Here is a 19,030-nt window from a genome sequence, read left to right on the forward strand (position 1 = left end):
GTTATTTTAGATTGTTGATTTTAGATTTTAGATTATTCCGAAATCTTCTTTGAGATTAGTTTTGTTTTTTCTCACGCAGATTAGGCAGATTGAGCAGATTTAGATTTTTTCTTTGCTCTTTTTTCTTTGCTCTTTTTTCTTTGTTCTATTTTTTCTCCTCTACACTCACTTTATTCAAGAAAATCCAGGTTTCATCTGGTTTTGCGCCTTCAATTCCGGTTTGGTATTTTTTCATTAAAGCGTTCCATTCGTCTACACGCGGATTGTTTTGTGTTGTTTTCGGATTTAGCTTATCCAGATTTTCTCCTTTCGGAATACTGATAACCAAGATTAATTGTCTGTCTTTTTTGAAAACCTGCAATTGTTGAAAATCGGCATTACAGAAACCTTTTGCTACTTCAGGCCATTTTTCAAATTGTGTCGTATGATAATCTACATATTCTTTTTGCAGTTTTTCATCAGCAGGTAAATTGGCAGTCAAAACTACATTTTCCCAATCTGAGGCTGGTTTAGAATCTTTACATCTTTCGAAGTTTTGGAAATCGTAAACCAGATTATCGTAAATTTTTATTTCTAAAGAAGGAAAAGCTCCCGCTAGTTTTCGCTTTGTTCTTTCCGGCTGATTCATTTTTCCGTAAATCACCAAATGATTTTTCCATTGGTACAATTCCTGCCCAACAATTCTAAAACCCGTTAACGTCGACTTTATTTTTTCGAGATCAAAATCAGAACCTATCAGTTCAATTGCATACGGTTTTGGCATTTCCTGCAATCCCCATTTTTCATCAATTACAACTTCTTTTTCTAAAGCAGCATAAGGCGCTCGAATTCCGGCTGCATCTTTAATTTTCGTGCTTACATATGGATCGTTATGTTCCCAGATATTTCCTTTTGGACCATTATGATTTTTTAGGATTTTCTTTTTCGGCAATCCAATTGTTTTTAATGGTAAAACCTTCACTTCCTTCATCTGTATACAAGTACAACCATAAAAACGGATCGTGTGCATACGGACTATTGTAAACTTTATCAATGTAATTTTCTTCGATTCGGCTGTTGGGTTGTGCCGAAAGCGTATAAATTCCGGCAACATCATGTAAATGTTTCGCATAATGATGAATTTTATTCGCTAGAATTTTATTGTTCTGCATCACGTTTGGCGTGTGCGTCCATCCCCATCCCATTGCCATTCCAGAATACGATACATCCGAAATTTCGTTGTGTTCAATGGTAATATTTCGAACAAAGCCAGCGCTGATTCCTAAAGTTCCCCAATCTTCATTGGTTACATTGGTAATTAAATTATCAGCAATTACTTCATCCGAACACATTTCTCTTTCGTCTTTTATAATCAAAGGCAAATGCGCTTCAAAAGCTTCTTCAGAGAAAATGCCGACATTGATGGCACTTCCGCCTATGTCTTTAAATAAATTTCCTTTTACGGTATTGTGATTCGTTCCTTTATTTAAGTCTAAACCTGTCGAAGACAAATGCTCAAAACGACACGATTCAAACTGAATATTATTAGAATAATTTACTTCGACCGCTGAGACGAGGTCTCCCAACCCAAGCCTGATTTTCTAAACTCGCCTGATTTGGCGTTCCCGGTCGCTTTAATTTGTAAGCGTCTAATAAATACATACCCGATTGTAAAGGCACATGCCCTTGCTCTGAAGGACGAAGCCAGTTGCTGTACTGAAACGAAATTCCTTTAAATCTAAAATGACTTACAGGCGAATCTATCGTTCCTTTTACTTCAACCAGATTTTCTAAAACCGGAGCTGTAATTTTTACCGAATTAATATCTTCTCCAGTTCTCGGAATATAATAGATTTTAGCATTTTTTTTATCCAAAAACCATTCTCCAGGTTCGTTCAATAATGAAATAGCATTGTTTAAATGAAAAGCAGAATTTCCATTGTTTTTAGAAATCCACGGAGCAGGCCAAGGATGTTCACTTTGAATCCGGCTTTCTGGTTCTTCAAACGAAAGTCGGGCGCTGTCTTTTTGTACTTCGATATTTTTAATTCGAAGATTGGCAATCGACCACCATTGTACGATAAACATTTCCATTCCAGGCTCAAACTTAACCGACTTATCTTTAAAAGGAATCCAGCAGGTCTGCGATTGATGATCCCATGATAAAATCCTGTCCATTGTATTTCCTGCTGTATTTTTAGCTCTCACGGCTTTCTTTCCGTTTACCCACAATTGTCTGTAATTGATCAGCGAACCTGCTTTTTGAGGTGCATCGGCAACCCAAAAAGTTCCTTTTTTGCCATTTAAAACACCAACCTTTTTCCAGTTTTTGATTTCAATTCCACCGCTTATAATTGGTTTTGCATTTACATCGGCTTCAATTGTTGTCGGGCTGTCGGCAGTTCCAGAATCCTCTGGCCTAACAAATAAAGGTTCGTTTAAATAATACGTTCCGTTCATTACCATAATTCGGATTCCGTCTTTTATAGATGCATCTTTTAATCGGCGAAGTTCTCTGGCTTTTCGCATTGCCATTTGAACCGTTGCCAGCGGATTTGATTTTGTTCCGAGGTTGGAATCGTTTCCAGACGGCGACACCCAAATTTCAGCAAAGATCTGCTGAAAATACTGTGAATGCCATTAGAAAAACAACTAGTAATTTGTTGAAAGGAATTAAACGCATTATTTATAGTATTGATTTTTTTCTTAGGATAAAATTACGAGGGATTAATTTAAAACAGTATTAAATTTACAAATAAATGTATTTTTAACACTTTTTACAAATAATTGGGACAATTTAAAAGAATATAAAATCTCAGGCATCCTGTACCCTCCTGCTATCGCTACTAAAGATTCCTTTTGCAACGAAAATTCCCTGATAACAATGCGTTTTTTGAAAAGCTGAAAAAGTTAAATTCATAAAAAATCTGTGATAAACCAATTAAAATTGATGTTCAATACTATTTTTTTAATAGATTTGTGTAATCGATTACATTATTGAATTAAAATTTAATAGGAATATTTTTTACTCATCAAATAAAAAATTAACATATAAAAAATCGACTTAGCATCAAATAGCGAATTCCAAAAATTACTTAACTATAATACAATTAGAATGAAAACTAACCGAATTAACCTTTTATTTATTGCTCTTACGTGTCTCGCGTTTAGCTTTTTCCATACAACTTCTGCTCAAAAATCTAATGATACGTACAAGAATATTGAATTTAAAATGGCTGAAGTCAAAGAACCTGCTATTCCACAGAACAGCGTAAATTTAAAAGACTTTGGCGCTGTAAATGGCGGTTATGTTTTGAATACAAAAGCTTTTGCAGATGCCCTAGATGCTCTTTCTAAAAAAGGAGGTGGAAAATTAATTATTCCGCCGGGAATCTGGTTAACAGGACCAATCATTCTAAAAAGCAATATTGAACTTCATGCTCAAACTGGAGCGTTAATTAAGTTTTCTACAGATAAAACTTTATACCCAATTATTGAAACCAGTTTTGAAGGTTTGAATACTTGGCGCTGTATCTCTCCTATTTATGGTAAAAATTTGGAGAATGTAGCTTTTACCGGAAATGGTGTTTGGGATGGTTCAGGTGAAGCTTGGAGACAGGTTAAAAAAAGTAAACTGACCGATGAACAATGGAAGAAATTTGTAGCTTCTGGTGGAGTTTTAAATGAGAAAAAAGACAGTTGGTATCCTTCTGAACAATATTTAAAAGGCTCTAAAGGTGCAGATCAAAACGTTCGTCCTGATTTAAAAACGAAAGAAGATTTTGAAGCTATTCATGATTTCCTTCGTCCGGTTTTGGTGAGCATTCAAAATAGTAAAAGAGTTTTATTTGACGGCCCTGTTTTTCAAAATTCACCTGCTTGGAATATTCATCCATTGATGATTGAGGATTTAATTGTTCGAAATATAACGGTTCGCAATCCTTGGTTTTCTCAAAACGGCGATGGTCTTGATGTGGAATCCTGCAAAAATGTGATTATCGAAAATTCTAGTTTTGATGTGGGTGACGATGCAATTTGTATTAAATCCGGAAAAGACAAAGACGGTCGCGACAGAGGTGTTCCCTGCGAAAATATCATTGTAAAAAACAATATCGTGTATCACGGTCATGGTGGCGTAACGGTGGGAAGCGAAATGTCTGGCGGTGTAAAAAACCTGCATGTTTCCAACTGTACTTTTATGGGAACTGATGTTGGACTTCGTTTTAAAAGCACGCGCGGACGCGGTGGCGTTGTAGAAAACATTTATATCTCGGATATTTTTATGACTGATATTCCGTCGCAAGCTATTTCTTTTGATTTGTATTATGGCGGAAAATCTATTGCTGAAACCCTTGCTGAAGGCGGTAATACAGTAACCACAAAATTGGTTCCTGTGAATGAAGAAACACCTCAATTTAAAAACATTTCAATCAAAAACATTACGATTAAAGGCGCGCAGCAAGCAGTATTCTTACAAGGTCTTCCTGAAATGAATTTAGAAAATATTGAAATTTCCAACTTGATAGCAAAAGCTCAAAAAGGCTTTTCTATAATTGATGCTAACGGAATTAAAATCAGCAATGCTCAATTGGATATTGAGGCTAAAAATGCTTTTGAAATTTATAATACACAAAACCTTTCTTTGAAAAATATCGAGTTCAATTCAGGTTCTTCTAACACAATTACAATCAACGGTCAGGCGAGTAAAAATATTGATTTAAGCGGTTCTTCTGTAAATTTTGCTAAGACGACGATTATTGATAAAAGTGTTTCTAAGAAAGCAGTTAAGTTTTAATCCCAAATTTAAAAACATAGTTGGTTTCAACCACGGGGACGCAATATTGTCACGTTTCGTTTGTGTTCCCGTGGTTGAAACCACGGGCTATGTTTGACAACTTTGTGAGAAAAAATCTTTGTCAAAGTTTTGAACTTTGACAAAGAGCGGGAATAAAAAAAGCGTGAATCATTAAATTCACGCTTTTTTTTATGTTCCAAAATTAAATGTTATTTATTTAAATTATAAAAGTGATTCGCATTTTCAAACCAAATTTTATCTTGATCTTCTTTTGAAAATTTCGAAATATAATCTTCTAAAGTTTTTACAACCTCGTTATAATCAGAAGCAACATTAAGAACTGGCCAATCTGAACCGTACATTAATTTATCAACAGAGAAATTTTCAAAAATGACATCTAAGTACGGTTTTAAATCTTCTGGCTTCCAGTTTTTCCAATCGGCTTCTGTAACCATTCCTGAGATTTTACACCAAACGTTGTCGTGTTTTGCAATTTCTTCAATGCCGCTTTTCCAAGAAAAAATAGTTTCTGATTTGATGTCTGGTTTTGCGATATGATCAATCACAAATTTTTGGTCTGGAAAATCTTCAACTAAACTTATTGTCGCTGGCAATTGACGTTCAAAAATTAATATATCATAAGTATAATTAAATGCTTTTAAAGCTTTAATTCCTCTTCGGAAAGCCTCATCGTACATAAAATCATCTGGCTCACCTTGAACAACATGTCTAAAACCTTTCAGTTTTTTCTGACTTGAAAAAAAAATCAAACGTTCTTCAATATTTTCACTTCTCAAATCAACCCAGCCTACAACGCCTTTGATAAAGTCATTTTTTGAAGCTAAATCCAATAAAAAATGTGTTTCTTCTTCAGTCTGGCTTGCCTGCACTGCCACACATCCGTCAAATCCATTGACATTTAATAAAGGCTCTAAATCTTCTGGAAGAAAATCTCTTTGAATATTCTGCATCGTTTCGTCAATCCAGCTGTCTCGAACGGGATCAAACTTCCAAAAATGCTGATGGGAATCAATTCTTTTACTCATATCTTTTTAATTAACATCGCTGATTAAAGCGCGGTCTAAATGTACGTAACCTCCATCCACAAAAACAAATTGTCCTGTAGTATGCGATGATTTTTCGGAAATAATAAAAAGTGCTGTATCTGCAATTTCCTCTGTTTTAGTCATTCGGCTTTCCAGCGGAATACTTTTGTTGATTTTATTCAACACAGTTTCGCCGTCTGGCAGTGTTTTAATCCAATCTTCGTATGCGGGAGTATAACTTTCGGCAATAATAATCGCGTTGGAACGAATTCCGTACTGAATCAAATCTACTGCCCATTCTCTAGTTAAACCCAAAACGCCGCCTTTCGCAGTACGCGTAACCTGAAGTTCCGCCCTGCCCTGTTAACGCCACTTTCGAACCGATATTTAAAATATTTCCTTTTGATTCTTTTAAATATGGCAGTGTATACTTAGCCATTAAAAAGTAACTAACAACATTCAATTTCAGTGAGTTCATAAAATCCTCGTAGCTTGATTCTAAACCTGCGCCGTCATTTACACCAACATTATTAATTATAGCGTCGATTCTACCGTATTTAGTCGCGATTACTTTTACAGCATTTTCTATTGCAGTAGGATCGGTTACATCAGACTGTACAAATAAGGAATTAACGCCTCTTTTTTGAAGTCTTTCCACATATTCGAAACCTCTTGCATTTCTGTCAACTAAAACCGGAATGGCACCTTCATCTGCCAATCTGTTAACGATTGTTTCTCCAATACTGCCTTCTTTTCCAGCCGAACCAGAAACAACAACTATTTTATTTTTTAAGTTTAAATCCATTTTTTGTGGGTATTAAAGTTTAGTAGTAGTTAGATCTTTTAAACACATAGAATCCTAGATTTTAAAACCGTTTAAAAGACGTTTCACTTGCATTAACACACATAGCTATGTGTTAAGAAACTAGTTTCTTTTTTATTCTCTTTTACACACATTAAAATCTATGTTTCTATGTGTTTAATATTTATTCAGCATTTTTGTCAAGGATGACAAACTTTATTATAATACTTTTAGTCTATTTCAATTAACGCTTTAATCACATTGTTTTTAGGATCAATTAGTTTTCCAAAATCAGTTATCATTTCAGAAAAACTTGTTCTGTGCGTGATATACTTCTTCGGATCGATTTTACCTTCTTTCAAACATTTCATTACATATTCAAAATCCTCGATTGTCGCATTTCTACTGCTCATTAAAGTCGATTCTCTTTTGTGGAAATCAGGATGACTAAAACTCAATTCTCCTTTTTGAAGTCCAACCAAAACAAATCTTCCGCCATGCGAAATATAGTTAAAAGCGCTGTTCATTACTTTCTGATTTCCAGTCGCATCAATTACTACGTTTGCCATATCGCCATTTGTCAGTTCGGCTAATTTTTGAGCAACATCATCGTTTAGCGGATTAATCGTTTCGTCCGCCTTTAGTTCTGTTTTACAGAAATTCAATCTGTAATCGTTAATATCCATTACGATTACTTTTGCTCCAGCGATTTTAGCAAACTGAATCAGACCAATTCCGATTGGTCCAGCACCCATTACCAAAACCGTATCAGTTGGCTTTACAGCCGCTCTTCTAACTCCGTGCGCTTGCAATTGCCAAAGGCTCTACCAAAGCCAATTCATCATAATCCAAACCTTGACCGTGCAGTAAATATTGTTCAGGAATTGAGACATATTCTGCCATTCCGCCGTCAATGTGAACTCCGAAAACTTTAATATTTACACAGCAGTTTGTCAATCCGTTTCTGCAGGCAACACATTTTCCGCAGTTGAAATACGGAATAAAAGTCACTTTATCTCCCGGTTTAAAACCTGTCGCATTTCCTTTTACATATTCTGCCGCCAATTCGTGCCCCAAAATTCTTGGATATTCAAAATACGGCTGTGTACCACCGAAAGCGTGAATATCAGTTCCGCAGATTCCGATTCTTTTAATTTTTAATAAAACTTCGCCTTCTTTTGGTTCTGGAATACTAGTTTCTTTCAATAGAAATTCCTGAGGCTTTTCGCAAACAATATATTTCATTTTTCGTTTCGTTTAAATTTCTAATTAGACGCAGATGATACAGATTGGCTATCGCGAAGACACGGATTAGAACGGATTTTTCATTAATTTTCTTAAATATAAAATCCGTTCTAATCCGCGTTTTTACGAAATAATCCTTTTATCCGCGTCACCATTCGTTAGTACAATAACAGATCGTTATATTACTTTTTGATATGTTACAGCCTTTTGTTTACTTGTTCCTAAACCTTCGATTCCAAGTTCCACAACATCGCCGGCTTTAATATAAATAGGATCTGGTTTTATGCCTAATCCAACTCCCGGAGGCGTTCCTGTGCTGATAATATCGCCAGGAAGCAAAGTCATAAACTGACTTAAATAATGCACCAAATAAGGAATTTTGAAAACTAAATTTAAAGTATTACTGTCTTGGTATTTTTTACCATTTACAGTCAGCCACATCTTTAAATTATCAACATCTTCGATTTCGTCTTTTGTAGCCAAAAATGGTCCAAGAGGTGCAAACGTATCACTTCCTTTTCCTTTTGCCCATTGCCCGTCGCGCTCTAACTGAAAAGCTCTTTCGCTGTAATCGTTTAACAAAGCATAACCCGCTACATAATCCAAAGCTTCACCTTCTTCTACATAACTTGCTTTTTTTCCAACAACAAAAGCCAACTCCACTTCCCAGTCTGTTTTTTCACTGTTTTTTGGAATAATCAAATCGTCATCGGGTCCGCATAAAGAAGTTGTCGATTTAAAGAAAATTATAGGTTCAGTCGGAATCGGAGCATTTGTTTCTTTGCAATGGTCAATGTAATTTAAACCAATGCAGATTATTTTTGAAGGTCTTGACACTGGAGATCCTAAACGTACAGAAGCATCTACTTCTGGTAAAACTGGATTGCTTTCCAATGCTTTTTGTAATTTCTCTAATCCGTTATTTTCAAAAAAACTTTCGTTAAAATCGGTTACAATCGAAGAAACGTCAAATCTCTTTTCTCCAATTAAAACTCCAGGTTTTTCTTTTCCGATTTCTCCAAAACGTATTAATTTCATATCGTATATTTTTAGTTGTTAGTTTATTTTTTATAATGAAATCAGTTCATCAACTGTATATCATTGCTTGCAATTCTGCTTTTTTTAATTTCGAAATTCATCAAAATACCAAAGCAAAATTAATAAATGTAAAAAATACAATTACAAAAATACTTTTTAAAAATTAATATTCGAGATATATTTCGTTTTCCTGTTCTTAAAATGACTAAACTTTAAATTTTATAACATTTTTTAGACGGTTTGTAAAAATTATATCACTAATTATCGATTTATGTAAAAAAGATTTCTTAAAAAGAAAGGATTTCTTGTGCATTTAAATCTTATTTCTACTTTTGTAATTGTAAATTTTACATTTATTATTTCAAACGATTTCACTACCCAAAATTCCTATACAAAATGATAAAATTAAAAGGCATAACTTGGAACCACACAAGAGGTCTGCTTCCTATGGTTGCCACATCGCGACGCTTTACTGAATTACATCCTGATGTTGAAATTTCTTGGGAGAAAAGAAGTTTACAAGAATTTGCAGATGCTTCTATCGAAGACTTAGCCAAAAGATTTGATTTATTGGTAATTGATCATCCTTGGACAGGATTTGGAGCGCAGACTAAAGCGATTCTTCCGTTATCTGATTATTTATCAACCGAATATATTAAAGATCAAGAAATAAATACTGTTGGAAAATCGTACGGAAGTTATGTTTTTCACGACAAATTATGGGCGCTTCCTATCGATGCTCGCAACTCCGGTTGCGTCTGCACGCTTGGATCTTTTGGAAAAAAATAATTTAGAAGTTCCAAAAACCTACGATGATTTATTAGCATTAGCTAAAAAAGGCTTAGTAGCTTTTGCTGGAATTCCGGTGGATGTTTTGATGAGTTTTTATATGTTTTGCTGTAGTTTAGGCGAAGCTCCTTTTCTTTCTGAAGAAAAAGTGATTTCTGAAACGACAGGAATCAAAGCACTTCAAATGTTTAGAGAACTGGCGCAGTTGATTGATCCTACAAACTTTAACAGAAATCCTATTCAAGTTTATGAAGCAATGGTCAATTCAGACGAAATTGCCTATTGCCCTTTTGCTTACGGTTATTCAAATTATTCTCGCATCGGCTACAGCCAGAACCTTTTACATTTTTATGACTTAGTAAAATTGAATAACAATCCAATGATTTCTTCTTTGGGAGGAACTGGATTAGCTGTTTCTTCATTCAGCGAGCATATTGAAGAAGCGATAAAATATGCCGAATTTACAGGTTCATCTCAAGTACAACAAAATATTTATACCGATAATGGCGGTCAGCCTGGACATTTACAAGCTTGGAAAAGTGAGAGAATCAATGGCGTAACGCATGATTACTTCAAAAATACTTTGCCAGCTCTAGAACGCGCTTTCCTTCGTCCGAGATATTACGGACATATGTACTTTCAAGATCACGCAGGTGATGTGGTTCGTAATTATTTGATGAAAGGCGGAGACGAATTAAAAGTATTGGAAGAAATGAATTCGCTTTATGCGGAATCTCTAAAAATTCAAACGATATGAGACCTTTAGAAGGATTAATTGTTCTGGAATTCTGCCAGTTTTTAGCAGGACCTTCGGCTGGTTTAAAACTAGCCGATTTGGGAGCGCGCGTTATCAAAATCGAACGTCCAGTTAAAGGTGAAGCCTGCAGACAATTGAGTATTAAAGATTTATTTGTCGATGACAGCAGTTTACTTTTTCATACCATAAACAGAAATAAAGAGTCTTTTGCAGACCGATTTAAAAAATCCTGACGATTTAGTTTTGATTAAAAAACTAATCGAAAAGGCGGATATTATGACACATAATTTCAGACCTGGAGTGATGGAAAAAATCGGATTAGATTTTGAAAATTCACTTTCTATTAATCCGCAGATTATATACGGAACCATAACAGGTTACGGTAATGAAGGTCCGTGGGCCAAAAAACCGGGACAAGATTTGTTATTACAATCGCTTTCTGGATTAAGCTGGCTGAGTGGACGCAAAAGCCAAGGCCCAGTTCCTTTTGGTTTGGCTGTTGCCGATTTAATGTGCGGGAATCATTTTGTACAGGGAATTTTAGCAAGCACTTTTAAAAAGAGCTAAAACTAAAAAAGGAGTTTTGGTAGAAGTCAGCTTGTTAGAATCTATACTCGATGTACAATTTGAAGCGATTACTTCTTTTCTAAATGACGGGGGACAGCTTCCTGAAAGAGGAGATATTAACGGAAGTGCACATGCTTTTTTGAGTGCTCCTTATGGCGTTTACCAAACACAAGACGGCTATTTGTCTCTTGCGATGGGCGATTTGATTTTTATCGGAAAAGCATTAGGTTTAAACTTAAATCAATATGCAGATAAACATCTTTGGTTTGAAAAACGAGATGAAATCAGAACGATTTTGAGCGAAAAAATAAAAACCCAATCTTCTGATTATTGGATTGAAGTATTGCAAAAAGAAGGCATTTGGTGCGGTAAAGTTTTTAATTACGAAGATTTAGATAATCAGCCTTTTGTAAATGAATTACAGCTGAAACAAACTGTAAAAAATAGCGAAGGCGAAACTTTGGTTACCACAAGAAGTCCGATTCAATTGGATGGAGAAATTCTGTTAAGTGAAAAAGCGGCGCCAAAAGTTGGACAAGACAATTTGAATATACATAAAGAGTTTATTAGCTAGATTGTTGAATCGTTTATTTGTTTAATCGTTTAATCGTATTAAACAAATCGACGAATTAACGGTTAAACAAATAAACGATAAAACGGTTAAACACAACATGAAACCATTAGAAGATTATTTAATTGTAGATTTCAGTCAGTTTCTTTCGGGTCCGTCGGCGAGTTTGCGTCTGGCAGACTTGGGAGCGCGTGTGATAAAAATAGAAAAACCAGGAACGGGAGATATCTGCCGTACTTTATATACTTCTGATTTGATTATGAATGGCGAATCCTCTGTTTTTCATACCATCAACAGAAACAAAGAATCTTTTGCTATTGATTTTAAACAGCCAGAGGAACTTCAAAAACTAAAAAAATTATTAGCCAAAGCTGATGTTGTCATGCACAATTTCAGACCCGGCGTCATGGAACGCATCGGTTTGAGTTATGATGAAGTTAAAAGTATAAATCCAAATGTGATTTACGCTTCGATTTCAGGTTTTGGAGAACATCCAGATTTAAAAGATTTACCGGGGCAGGATTTGCTTTTGCAGTCTTTAACAGCATTAACGTGGTTAAGCGGTAATCAGGAAGACGGTCCCGTACCAATGGGATTATCGATTGTAGACATGCTTGCCGGAGCACATTTAGCGCAAGGAATTTTGGTCGCATTGTACAGAAAAGCAACTCATAATATTGGCGCACAAATTCAGGTTAGTATGCTCGAATCGGCTTTTGATTTTCAATTTGAGACTATTACAACCTATTTTAATGACGGCGGAGAACTTCCTGTTCGAACCAAAACCAACAACGCACACGCTTATCTGGGTGCACCATACGGAATTTACAAAACGCAAAATGGTTATTTAGCGCTAGCGATGGGCTCTATTCCTGTTTTGGCTTCTCTACTAAAATGTGATGCTTTATTACAATTTCCTGAAAATAAATTTACACTTAGAGACGAAATAAAAAATATTCTTGCCGATCATTTACAAACGCAGGAAACCCAATTCTGGCTGGATATTTTAGAACCAGCAGATATTTGGTGTGCGGGAGTTTTAAACTATCAGCAATTATTTGAAGAAGATGGTTTTAAGGTTTTGAATTTTACGCAAGCAAGTTGAAATGCTTGACGGTTACACTTATAAAACAACACGCTGTCCGATAAAAATTGACGGTGAATATCTGACTTCTGAAAAAGGCTCTCCAAAATTAGGTCAGGACAACGAAAAAATTATTAAAGAATTTATTAACTGATGGAAAAAATTAGAATCGCCGTTCGAAAATTCGATCCGTTCGAAAGTACACTTCAAAAATTGTGGGATGCATTTTCTCTTCAAAACAATATAAAAATTGAAGCAGAAATGATTCCGTTGGAACTTCATGATTTATACGAAACTACAATTTCCGAAAAAGGTTTAAAAGAAGGAAAATGGGACATTGCCCATATCAACACCGATTGGATTTTTGATGCTGTAAACGAAAATGCGGTTCTTAATTTATTTTCCTTAATTGGAGAAAATCCACCCGAAAACTATCCTTTCGGATGGCATAAATCGCTTTTGCATTTACAAAAACTAAGTAATGGCATTTTCGGACTTCCATTTCATGACGGCCCAGAATGTCTGATTTATCGAAAAGATTTATTCGAAAACGAAACGGAAAAAGAGAATTTTAAAAAACAGTTTGGTTACGAACTTTCTACACCAAAAACGTGGCAGGAATTCGCAGAAATTGCCACATTTTTTAATCGTCCCGAACAAAATTTATACGGTTCTGTCTTTGCCAATTATCCAGACGGACATAATATGGTTTTTGACTTTTGTCTGCAATTATGGACAAGAGGCGGTTCTTTGTTAAACAAAAAAAATCAGATTGACATTCATAATGAAGCGACAATAAAAGCATTGGATTTTTACAGAAAAATGGTCAATGATGCAACTGCTGTTCATCCAAAATCGAGAGAATTTGGTTCCGTTGAAGCGGGTCTGGCTTTCGCCGAAGGACAAGCGGCAATGGCCATAAATTGGTTTGGATTTGCTTCGATGGCAGAAGTAATTGAAGAATCGAAAGTGAAAGGAAAAATTGACATCACTTCCCTCCCATCTGATCCTGGTCATAAAACAGCTTCTTTGAATGTATATTGGCTTTACACCATTGGTTCAGGAAGCAAACACAAAAAACTGGCTTATGATTTTTTACGTTTTGCAACTACTCCCGAAAGTGATAAATTATTAACCAAGGAAGGCGGTATTGGATGCAGGAAATCGACTTGGAAAGACGAAGAAATCAATACTTTAATTCCATTTTATCATAAACTGGAAATGCTTCATGAAAATGCATTTACATTACCCCAAACCCCAATCTGGCCAAAAGTAGCTGAACTTATTGACGGCGTAGTTTTAAAAGCCATTGAAACTGATATTTCGTCTGAAACACTTTTAGAAGAAACTCAGAAAAAAATAAGAAAATTAAGTCAAGGAACAACATTACATGGCTCTGTCAAAAATTAAACTTGGCAGGCTTAATTTATAAATATACAACAAATGAATATTCAATATAAACCTTTACTTCCCCAAACAGAACAGCCAATTGTAATTATTGGAGCAAGTGGTATTGTAAAAGATGCGCACCTTCCTGCTTATGAAATGGCTGGTTTTAAAGTTTTTGGTATTACCAACAGAACGATCTCAAAAGCATACGATTTACAGAAACAATTCAAAATTGATCATGTTTTTGAAAGTGTTGCAGATGCCGTTAAAAATGCGCCTTCGAATGCAGTTTACGATATTACCGTTTTACCTGATCAATACATTGAAATTTTAGAACAATTGCCTGACGGTGTCGCGGTTTTGATTCAGAAACCAATGGGAAATGATTTGACTCAAGCACGCGAGATTGTAGAAGTTTGCGAAAGAAAAAATCTGGTTGCCGCAATCAACTTTCAACTGCGATTTGCTTCATTTGTAAGTGCTCGCCCGTTATTTAATAAACGAGGGAATTATTGGTCAACTCTATGATTTAGAATTCAAAGTTACCGTAAATACACCTTGGGAATTATTTCCTTTAATTAAAGAACATCCAAGATTGGAAATTCTTTTTCATAGTGTACATTATATCGATTGTATTCGTTCTTTCTTAGGAAACCCGAAAGGTGTAATGGCGAAAACGGCTAAACATCCGCTTAAAAAATTATCTTCAAGCAGATCGACAATTATACTAGATTATGCGGAAGATCTGCATGTTGTTATCAATACGAATCACGATCATCATTTTGGACCAAAACATGAAGAAAGTTATATCAAATGGGAAGGAACAAAAGGCGCAATTCGAGCAAAAATGGGCTTATTAATGAACTATCCTGACGGTCTTCCGGACGTTTTTGAATATGCTTTGGCAAAAAAAGATAACGAAAAGGAATACGAATGGACCGAAGTTAAACTGGAAGGTTCTTGGTTTCCAGAAGCATTTATTGGGGCAATGTCAAATCTGATGCGCTACAAGGAAGGTTCTGACTCCACATTATCTGCCAGCGTCCAAGATGTTTTAGGAACAATGAAAGTTGTAGAGGCCTGCTACATCAGCAGTAAAAATGGAGGTATTTCTTTTGATGAAGTGTAATTAAAACACTATATTTCAAAACCAAAAAAAATAAATTTAAGCCTTCTTCAAACAAACGTAATTTTGACATTTATTTAAGAGTAAGGCCGGTAAAAAAATATCAAGAATATGTATTTTAAATCGACTTTTTTCGAAGATTATAAAATCTACGACAAACGAGTAACTTTAGGAAGAACAATCACAGAAACTGACTTTGTGGTTCATGCCGGACATACTGGCGATTTCTTTCCGCACCACATGGATGAAGAATGGTGTAAAACACAGCCATTTGGACAAAGAATTGCACACGGAACCATGGTTTTCAGCATCGGAATCGGCTTGACTGCATCAGAAATAAATCCTGAAGCTTTTTCTAGAGGATACGACAAAATGCGTTTTGTAAAACCAGTTCATATTGGCGATACTATTCACTCTGAAATAACTATCTCCGAAAAAGGAGAAGCTAAAAACCCTGAAATGGGAACCGTAACTGAACATGTAGAAATCATTAACCAACGCGGTGAAGTCGTTTTGGTATGTGACCATTTACTTTTGGTAAAGAAAAAATGATTTTTCTTCAAGGGACAAAGGTTCAAAGGTGCAAAGGGACAGAGGTTTCTTCACTTTGAGCCTTTGTCCCTTTGTACCTCTGAACCTAAAAAAATAACTCAAAAAACTATCTAAACAATGCAAATTACAAACCAAGCCGGCGATCAACATGAAGTGCCGACAGAAGGCGGAAAGGGAAATCAATATCTTTTGCCTTTTATTCTCGTTACCTGCCTATTTTTTCTTTGGGGAATGGCCCATAATTTAGATTCTGTTTTGATTCCGCACTTAAAAAAAGCTTGCGAATTAAACAATCGCCAATCTACTTTAATTGATACCTCTGTTTTCTTTGCTTATTTTATAATGGCAATTCCTGCGGGGATGCTGATTAAAAGATTTGGCTATAAAAACAGTATTATTACGGGACTTTTAGTATTTGCTGTTGGAGCCTTTTTATTTGTGCCTGCGGCTAACACCAGAACGTACGAATTATTCTTATTTGCTTTATTTGTAATTGGATGTGGTTTGACTATTTTAGAAACCAGTGCGAATCCGTACGCGGCGATATTAGGGCCAGCAGAATCTTCTTCAAAACGACTGAATTTAGCGAGCATCTTTCAACGGATTAGTCGCAATGGTTGCTCCTATTGTTGGTTCGCTTTTTATTCTTTCTGGAACAAATCATACACCAGAGCAAATGGCGGCAATGCCTGAGGCAGAAAAAGCGACTTATTTATTAGGTGAGGCGAGCATCTGTAAAAATGCCTTACATCGTATTAGGAAGTATATTGGTTCTTGTTGCTATTGTTTTCTACTTTGTGCAATTGCCTTCCATGAAAACAACTCATACAGAAGCGGAAATTAAACCTGGTTTTTTCTCTGTTTTAAAATTCAGACATTTAAGCTGGGGCGTTGTTGCTCAATTTTTTTATGTTGGTGCACAGGTTTGTATTACTAGTTTCTTTATTCGTATAGCACAGCAAGGTGCCGGATTAGACGAAAAAACGGCTGGATACTACTTAGGAATCTATGGTTTCCTTTTTATGGCGGGACGTTTTATTGGTACATTCTTTTTACGTTTTGTAAAAGATTATGTACTCCTTTCTATCTATTGCGTAATGAGTGCTATACTTTGTTTAGTTGCTATTTATGGCTCTGGAATCGTTGTTATTTATGCGCTTGGAGGAATCGGATTTTTTATGTCTATTATGTTTCCAACTATTTTTTCATTGGGTATTAAAGGCTTAAAATCGAATACGGAAACAGGCTCTTCGTGGCTGGTAATGTCGATTGTTGGAGGAGCAATTATTCCTTATGGAATGGGAACTTTAATCGATATGAATCATGATGATATTCAATCAGGATATATTATTCCGCTCGTTTGCTTTTTGATTATTCTTTCTTTCGGGGCTTTTGGTCACAAAGTAAAAGCAGTTTCTGAATAAGAAATTCAGTTTTATAGTTAAAAGGAGGTTTTCTCAAAATGAGATAACCTCCTTTTTTTATTGGGATTTGATGTCATAAAAATAGTATCGCTAAACGTTTCCCACGGTTTTAAACGTGGGCTATTCAAATATATTATTTTGTATATGTTAGATATATTTCGCCTCTCTGAGGCTTTTATGTTTTGAGAAAATGCGCTTCTATAAATATAACGTCCCTCTAGGACTTTATTTTAAAGCTCCAGCAGAGCGTAATGTTTATAGCCAAAAATAGGACACAATGAAATAAAGCTTCATAGGAGCGTGATATTTGTAGCCAACAAAATATACACTACGAAATAAAGCTCCAGAGGAGCGATATAATGCTCTTATAAGATGAATTATTATCCCCACACGCTTCCTACGGTTAAAACCGTGGGCTATATTTGAATATATTACTTTGTGTGCGTTAGATATATTTCGCCTCTCTGAGGTTTTTATTTTGCGAGAAAATGCATTTCTATAAACATTTCGCTACGTTTCCAACGGTTGAAACCGCGGGCTATGTTTTGAATATATTATTTTGTATACACTTGATATATTTCGCCTTTCACAGGCTTTATGTTGTGAGAAAATGCTCTTCTATAAATATAACGTCCCTCGGGGACTTTCTTTTAAAGCTCCAGCAGAGCGTAATGTTTATAGCCAATAAAATAAGACACAATGAAATAAAGCTCCATAGGAGCGTAATATTTGTAGACAACAAAATACACATAATATATTTCGCCTCTCTGAGGCTTTTATGTTGCGAGAAATGCGCTTCTATAAATATAACATCCCTCTGGGACTTTATTTTAAAGCTCCAGCAGAACGTAATGTTTATAGCCAATAAAATTACACACAATGAAATAAAGCTCCAGAGGAGCGTGATATTTCTAGAAACAAAATACACACAATGAAACAAAGCTCCAGAGGAGCGATATAATGCTCTTATAAGATGAATCATTATCCCCACACGATTCCCACGGTTAAAACCGTGGGCTATATTTGAATATATTATTTGTATACACTTGATATATTTCGCCTCGCTGAGGCATTTATGTTGTGAAAAATGCGCTTCTTTAAATATAACGTCCCGCTGGAAATCCTTGATAAAATCAAAAACGCCTCAAAATTGGAGGCGTTTTTTTTTAGTCATGTTTAAGGACTAACGGTGTTTGCCATTAGAATGATCGTAGTTTTTGTCTGACTGTTGTTTGGAGTTTTTATTTCCTTTGTTATTATTTTTATTATCCTGCTTTTGCTGTCCTTTTGGTTTAGCATTTTTTACTGGTTTTTCTCCTCTGTTTTTTTGAGGTTTTCCATGATAACCTTTTGGATAACTTGCTCTGTGTTTGGTATGATAGGAGTATGGAGAATCTCCTCTATAATCAGTCAAAACAACTTTGTAACCTGAATACAAATCATATTGTCTGTATCGTGAAGGAAGTCTTTTTTCTCTGATCCATTTTCCTCCATTATCGTAGATAAAGGAACTTTGATTTACGTCATAATACACATCGATATCTGGCAGGTAATAATATCTGCTGTCATCGTAACCTTGTGGTCCCCAGTTTGGCGGAGTTCCAATATTTACATTAACGGACACTTGCGCATGGGCGAAAAATACACTCATAAAGAGCACTGAGGCAAATACTAACTTTTTCATGTTTTTAGATCTTAAATATTAATTTAGTATATATGAATCTAAAGTAATGCCAATATTTAAGGTTAGCGCATTCATTATACAGAATGGTAAAACTAATCGACGAATAGTACTTTTCAACCGATATACATTATATAAAAAAAAGCCTCATTTCTGAGGCTTTTTTAGTCATGTTTTTATTAAAA

20 protein-coding genes and 2 pseudogenes are annotated in these 19,030 nt (G+C 35.3%); 14 read left to right on the forward strand and 8 right to left on the reverse strand.

What is annotated here, in order from left to right:
* Positions 1-145: 145 nt before the first annotated feature.
* Genes ACZZ95_RS22970 through ACZZ95_RS22980 form a run of 3 tightly spaced genes read right to left on the reverse strand, consistent with a single transcriptional unit; the run spans position 146 to position 2,577 of the window.
* Positions 146-931, reverse strand: coding sequence for an L-rhamnose mutarotase (locus tag ACZZ95_RS22970; RefSeq protein WP_463470846.1), 786 nt, complete (start codon positions 929-931; stop codon positions 146-148).
* Positions 900-1,565 carry a right-handed parallel beta-helix repeat-containing protein gene (locus ACZZ95_RS22975; RefSeq protein WP_463470847.1) on the reverse strand — a complete coding sequence of 222 codons (666 nt, stop codon included), beginning with the start codon at positions 1,563-1,565 and terminating at the stop codon, positions 900-902. The genes ACZZ95_RS22970 and ACZZ95_RS22975 overlap by 32 nt, the downstream gene beginning before the upstream one ends.
* On the reverse strand, positions 1,525-2,577 hold the full coding sequence (locus ACZZ95_RS22980; protein ID WP_463470848.1) for a hypothetical protein: 1,053 nt from the start codon (positions 2,575-2,577) through the stop codon (positions 1,525-1,527). Before ACZZ95_RS22980 ends, ACZZ95_RS22975 begins: the two co-directional genes overlap by 41 nt.
* A gap of 517 nt (positions 2,578-3,094) precedes the next feature.
* Between ACZZ95_RS22980 and ACZZ95_RS22985 the strand changes: the two genes are divergently transcribed.
* Positions 3,095-4,774: a glycoside hydrolase family 28 protein gene (locus ACZZ95_RS22985; protein WP_463470849.1), complete on the forward strand. Its 1,680-nt coding sequence runs from the start codon at positions 3,095-3,097 to the stop codon at positions 4,772-4,774.
* Positions 4,775-4,983: 209 nt separating this feature from the next.
* Here ACZZ95_RS22985 and ACZZ95_RS22990 read toward each other — a convergent pair whose 3' ends face one another.
* The 4 genes and pseudogenes from ACZZ95_RS22990 to ACZZ95_RS23005 all read right to left on the reverse strand — a co-directional run bounded on the left by ACZZ95_RS22990 (position 4,984) and on the right by ACZZ95_RS23005 (position 8,905).
* Positions 4,984-5,820, reverse strand: a complete 837-nt coding sequence (locus ACZZ95_RS22990; RefSeq protein WP_463470850.1) for an amidohydrolase family protein — start codon at positions 5,818-5,820, stop codon at positions 4,984-4,986.
* Between the two features lie 6 nt (positions 5,821-5,826).
* A pseudogene (locus ACZZ95_RS22995) lies at positions 5,827-6,625 on the reverse strand (SDR family oxidoreductase).
* Positions 6,626-6,852: 227 nt separating this feature from the next.
* Positions 6,853-7,867 (reverse strand): annotated as a pseudogene (locus ACZZ95_RS23000) (zinc-binding alcohol dehydrogenase family protein).
* Between the two features lie 177 nt (positions 7,868-8,044).
* Entirely contained in the window at positions 8,045-8,905 is an 861-nt protein-coding gene (locus ACZZ95_RS23005) for a fumarylacetoacetate hydrolase family protein (RefSeq protein ID WP_463470851.1), read from the reverse strand.
* A 396-nt stretch (positions 8,906-9,301) separates the two neighbouring features.
* Between ACZZ95_RS23005 and ACZZ95_RS23010 the strand changes: the two genes are divergently transcribed.
* The 13 genes from ACZZ95_RS23010 (at position 9,302) to ACZZ95_RS23070 (ending at position 17,164) form a co-directional block, all read left to right on the forward strand.
* On the forward strand, positions 9,302-9,694 hold the full coding sequence (locus ACZZ95_RS23010) for a hypothetical protein (protein WP_463470852.1): 393 nt from the start codon (positions 9,302-9,304) through the stop codon (positions 9,692-9,694).
* Positions 9,642-10,451: a hypothetical protein gene (locus ACZZ95_RS23015; RefSeq protein WP_463470853.1), complete on the forward strand. Its 810-nt coding sequence runs from the start codon at positions 9,642-9,644 to the stop codon at positions 10,449-10,451. Before ACZZ95_RS23010 ends, ACZZ95_RS23015 begins: the two co-directional genes overlap by 53 nt.
* Positions 10,448-10,684 (forward strand): CoA transferase, encoded by a 237-nt coding sequence (locus tag ACZZ95_RS23020; RefSeq protein ID WP_463470854.1) that lies wholly within the window; start codon positions 10,448-10,450, stop codon positions 10,682-10,684. Before ACZZ95_RS23015 ends, ACZZ95_RS23020 begins: the two co-directional genes overlap by 4 nt.
* Positions 10,659-11,018 (forward strand): CoA transferase, encoded by a 360-nt coding sequence (locus ACZZ95_RS23025; protein WP_463470855.1) that lies wholly within the window; start codon positions 10,659-10,661, stop codon positions 11,016-11,018. Before ACZZ95_RS23020 ends, ACZZ95_RS23025 begins: the two co-directional genes overlap by 26 nt.
* A gap of 16 nt (positions 11,019-11,034) precedes the next feature.
* Positions 11,035-11,592, forward strand: a complete 558-nt coding sequence (locus tag ACZZ95_RS23030; protein ID WP_463470856.1) for a CoA transferase — start codon at positions 11,035-11,037, stop codon at positions 11,590-11,592.
* Positions 11,593-11,689: 97 nt separating this feature from the next.
* Positions 11,690-12,694, forward strand: coding sequence for a CaiB/BaiF CoA transferase family protein (locus ACZZ95_RS23035; RefSeq protein WP_463470857.1), 1,005 nt, complete (start codon positions 11,690-11,692; stop codon positions 12,692-12,694).
* Between the two features lies 1 nt (position 12,695).
* A complete protein-coding gene (locus ACZZ95_RS23040; RefSeq protein ID WP_463470858.1) occupies positions 12,696-12,827 on the forward strand; it encodes a hypothetical protein in 132 nt (43 codons plus the stop codon).
* The gene (locus ACZZ95_RS23045; RefSeq protein ID WP_463470859.1) at positions 12,827-14,083 is read left to right on the forward strand and encodes an extracellular solute-binding protein; all 1,257 of its coding nucleotides are present in this window, start codon (positions 12,827-12,829) and stop codon (positions 14,081-14,083) included. The genes ACZZ95_RS23040 and ACZZ95_RS23045 overlap by 1 nt, the downstream gene beginning before the upstream one ends.
* A 33-nt stretch (positions 14,084-14,116) precedes the next feature.
* Positions 14,117-14,590 (forward strand): Gfo/Idh/MocA family protein, encoded by a 474-nt coding sequence (locus ACZZ95_RS23050; protein ID WP_463470860.1) that lies wholly within the window; start codon positions 14,117-14,119, stop codon positions 14,588-14,590.
* Positions 14,541-15,191: a Gfo/Idh/MocA family oxidoreductase gene (locus ACZZ95_RS23055; RefSeq protein ID WP_463470861.1), complete on the forward strand. Its 651-nt coding sequence runs from the start codon at positions 14,541-14,543 to the stop codon at positions 15,189-15,191. The genes ACZZ95_RS23050 and ACZZ95_RS23055 overlap by 50 nt, the downstream gene beginning before the upstream one ends.
* A 108-nt stretch (positions 15,192-15,299) precedes the next feature.
* Positions 15,300-15,740: a MaoC/PaaZ C-terminal domain-containing protein gene (locus ACZZ95_RS23060; protein WP_463470862.1), complete on the forward strand. Its 441-nt coding sequence runs from the start codon at positions 15,300-15,302 to the stop codon at positions 15,738-15,740.
* Positions 15,741-15,857: 117 nt separating this feature from the next.
* Positions 15,858-16,433 carry an MFS transporter gene (locus ACZZ95_RS23065; protein WP_463470863.1) on the forward strand — a complete coding sequence of 192 codons (576 nt, stop codon included), beginning with the start codon at positions 15,858-15,860 and terminating at the stop codon, positions 16,431-16,433.
* 47 nt (positions 16,434-16,480) lie between these two features.
* Positions 16,481-17,164 carry an MFS transporter gene (locus tag ACZZ95_RS23070; RefSeq protein ID WP_463470864.1) on the forward strand — a complete coding sequence of 228 codons (684 nt, stop codon included), beginning with the start codon at positions 16,481-16,483 and terminating at the stop codon, positions 17,162-17,164.
* 1,183 nt (positions 17,165-18,347) lie between these two features.
* On the opposite strand, the gene ACZZ95_RS23075 is transcribed toward ACZZ95_RS23070, so the two are convergent.
* Positions 18,348-18,848 (reverse strand): hypothetical protein, encoded by a 501-nt coding sequence (locus tag ACZZ95_RS23075; protein ID WP_463470865.1) that lies wholly within the window; start codon positions 18,846-18,848, stop codon positions 18,348-18,350.
* Positions 18,849-19,030 lie beyond the last annotated feature (182 nt).

The sequence above is a fragment of the Flavobacterium sp. AC267 genome (assembly GCF_979258715.1).

Bases quoted from the DNA above. Each gene is read 5' to 3' on its own strand.
- ACZZ95_RS22985 (WP_463470849.1), top strand. From the start codon at position 3,095: ATGAAAACTAACCGAATTAACCTTTTATTTATTGCTCTTACGTGTCTC.
- ACZZ95_RS22990 (WP_463470850.1), bottom strand. From the start codon at position 5,820: ATGAGTAAAAGAATTGATTCCCATCAGCATTTTTGGAAGTTTGATCCC.
- ACZZ95_RS23005 (WP_463470851.1), bottom strand. From the start codon at position 8,905: ATGAAATTAATACGTTTTGGAGAAATCGGAAAAGAAAAACCTGGAGTT.
- ACZZ95_RS23010 (WP_463470852.1), top strand. From the start codon at position 9,302: ATGATAAAATTAAAAGGCATAACTTGGAACCACACAAGAGGTCTGCTT.
- ACZZ95_RS23015 (WP_463470853.1), top strand. From the start codon at position 9,642: ATGCTCGCAACTCCGGTTGCGTCTGCACGCTTGGATCTTTTGGAAAAA.
- ACZZ95_RS23020 (WP_463470854.1), top strand. From the start codon at position 10,448: ATGAGACCTTTAGAAGGATTAATTGTTCTGGAATTCTGCCAGTTTTTA.
- ACZZ95_RS23035 (WP_463470857.1), top strand. From the start codon at position 11,690: ATGAAACCATTAGAAGATTATTTAATTGTAGATTTCAGTCAGTTTCTT.
- ACZZ95_RS23040 (WP_463470858.1), top strand. From the start codon at position 12,696: ATGCTTGACGGTTACACTTATAAAACAACACGCTGTCCGATAAAAATT.
- ACZZ95_RS23045 (WP_463470859.1), top strand. From the start codon at position 12,827: ATGGAAAAAATTAGAATCGCCGTTCGAAAATTCGATCCGTTCGAAAGT.
- ACZZ95_RS23050 (WP_463470860.1), top strand. From the start codon at position 14,117: ATGAATATTCAATATAAACCTTTACTTCCCCAAACAGAACAGCCAATT.
- ACZZ95_RS23060 (WP_463470862.1), top strand. From the start codon at position 15,300: ATGTATTTTAAATCGACTTTTTTCGAAGATTATAAAATCTACGACAAA.
- ACZZ95_RS23065 (WP_463470863.1), top strand. From the start codon at position 15,858: ATGCAAATTACAAACCAAGCCGGCGATCAACATGAAGTGCCGACAGAA.
- ACZZ95_RS23070 (WP_463470864.1), top strand. From the start codon at position 16,481: ATGCCTTACATCGTATTAGGAAGTATATTGGTTCTTGTTGCTATTGTT.
- ACZZ95_RS23075 (WP_463470865.1), bottom strand. From the start codon at position 18,848: ATGAAAAAGTTAGTATTTGCCTCAGTGCTCTTTATGAGTGTATTTTTC.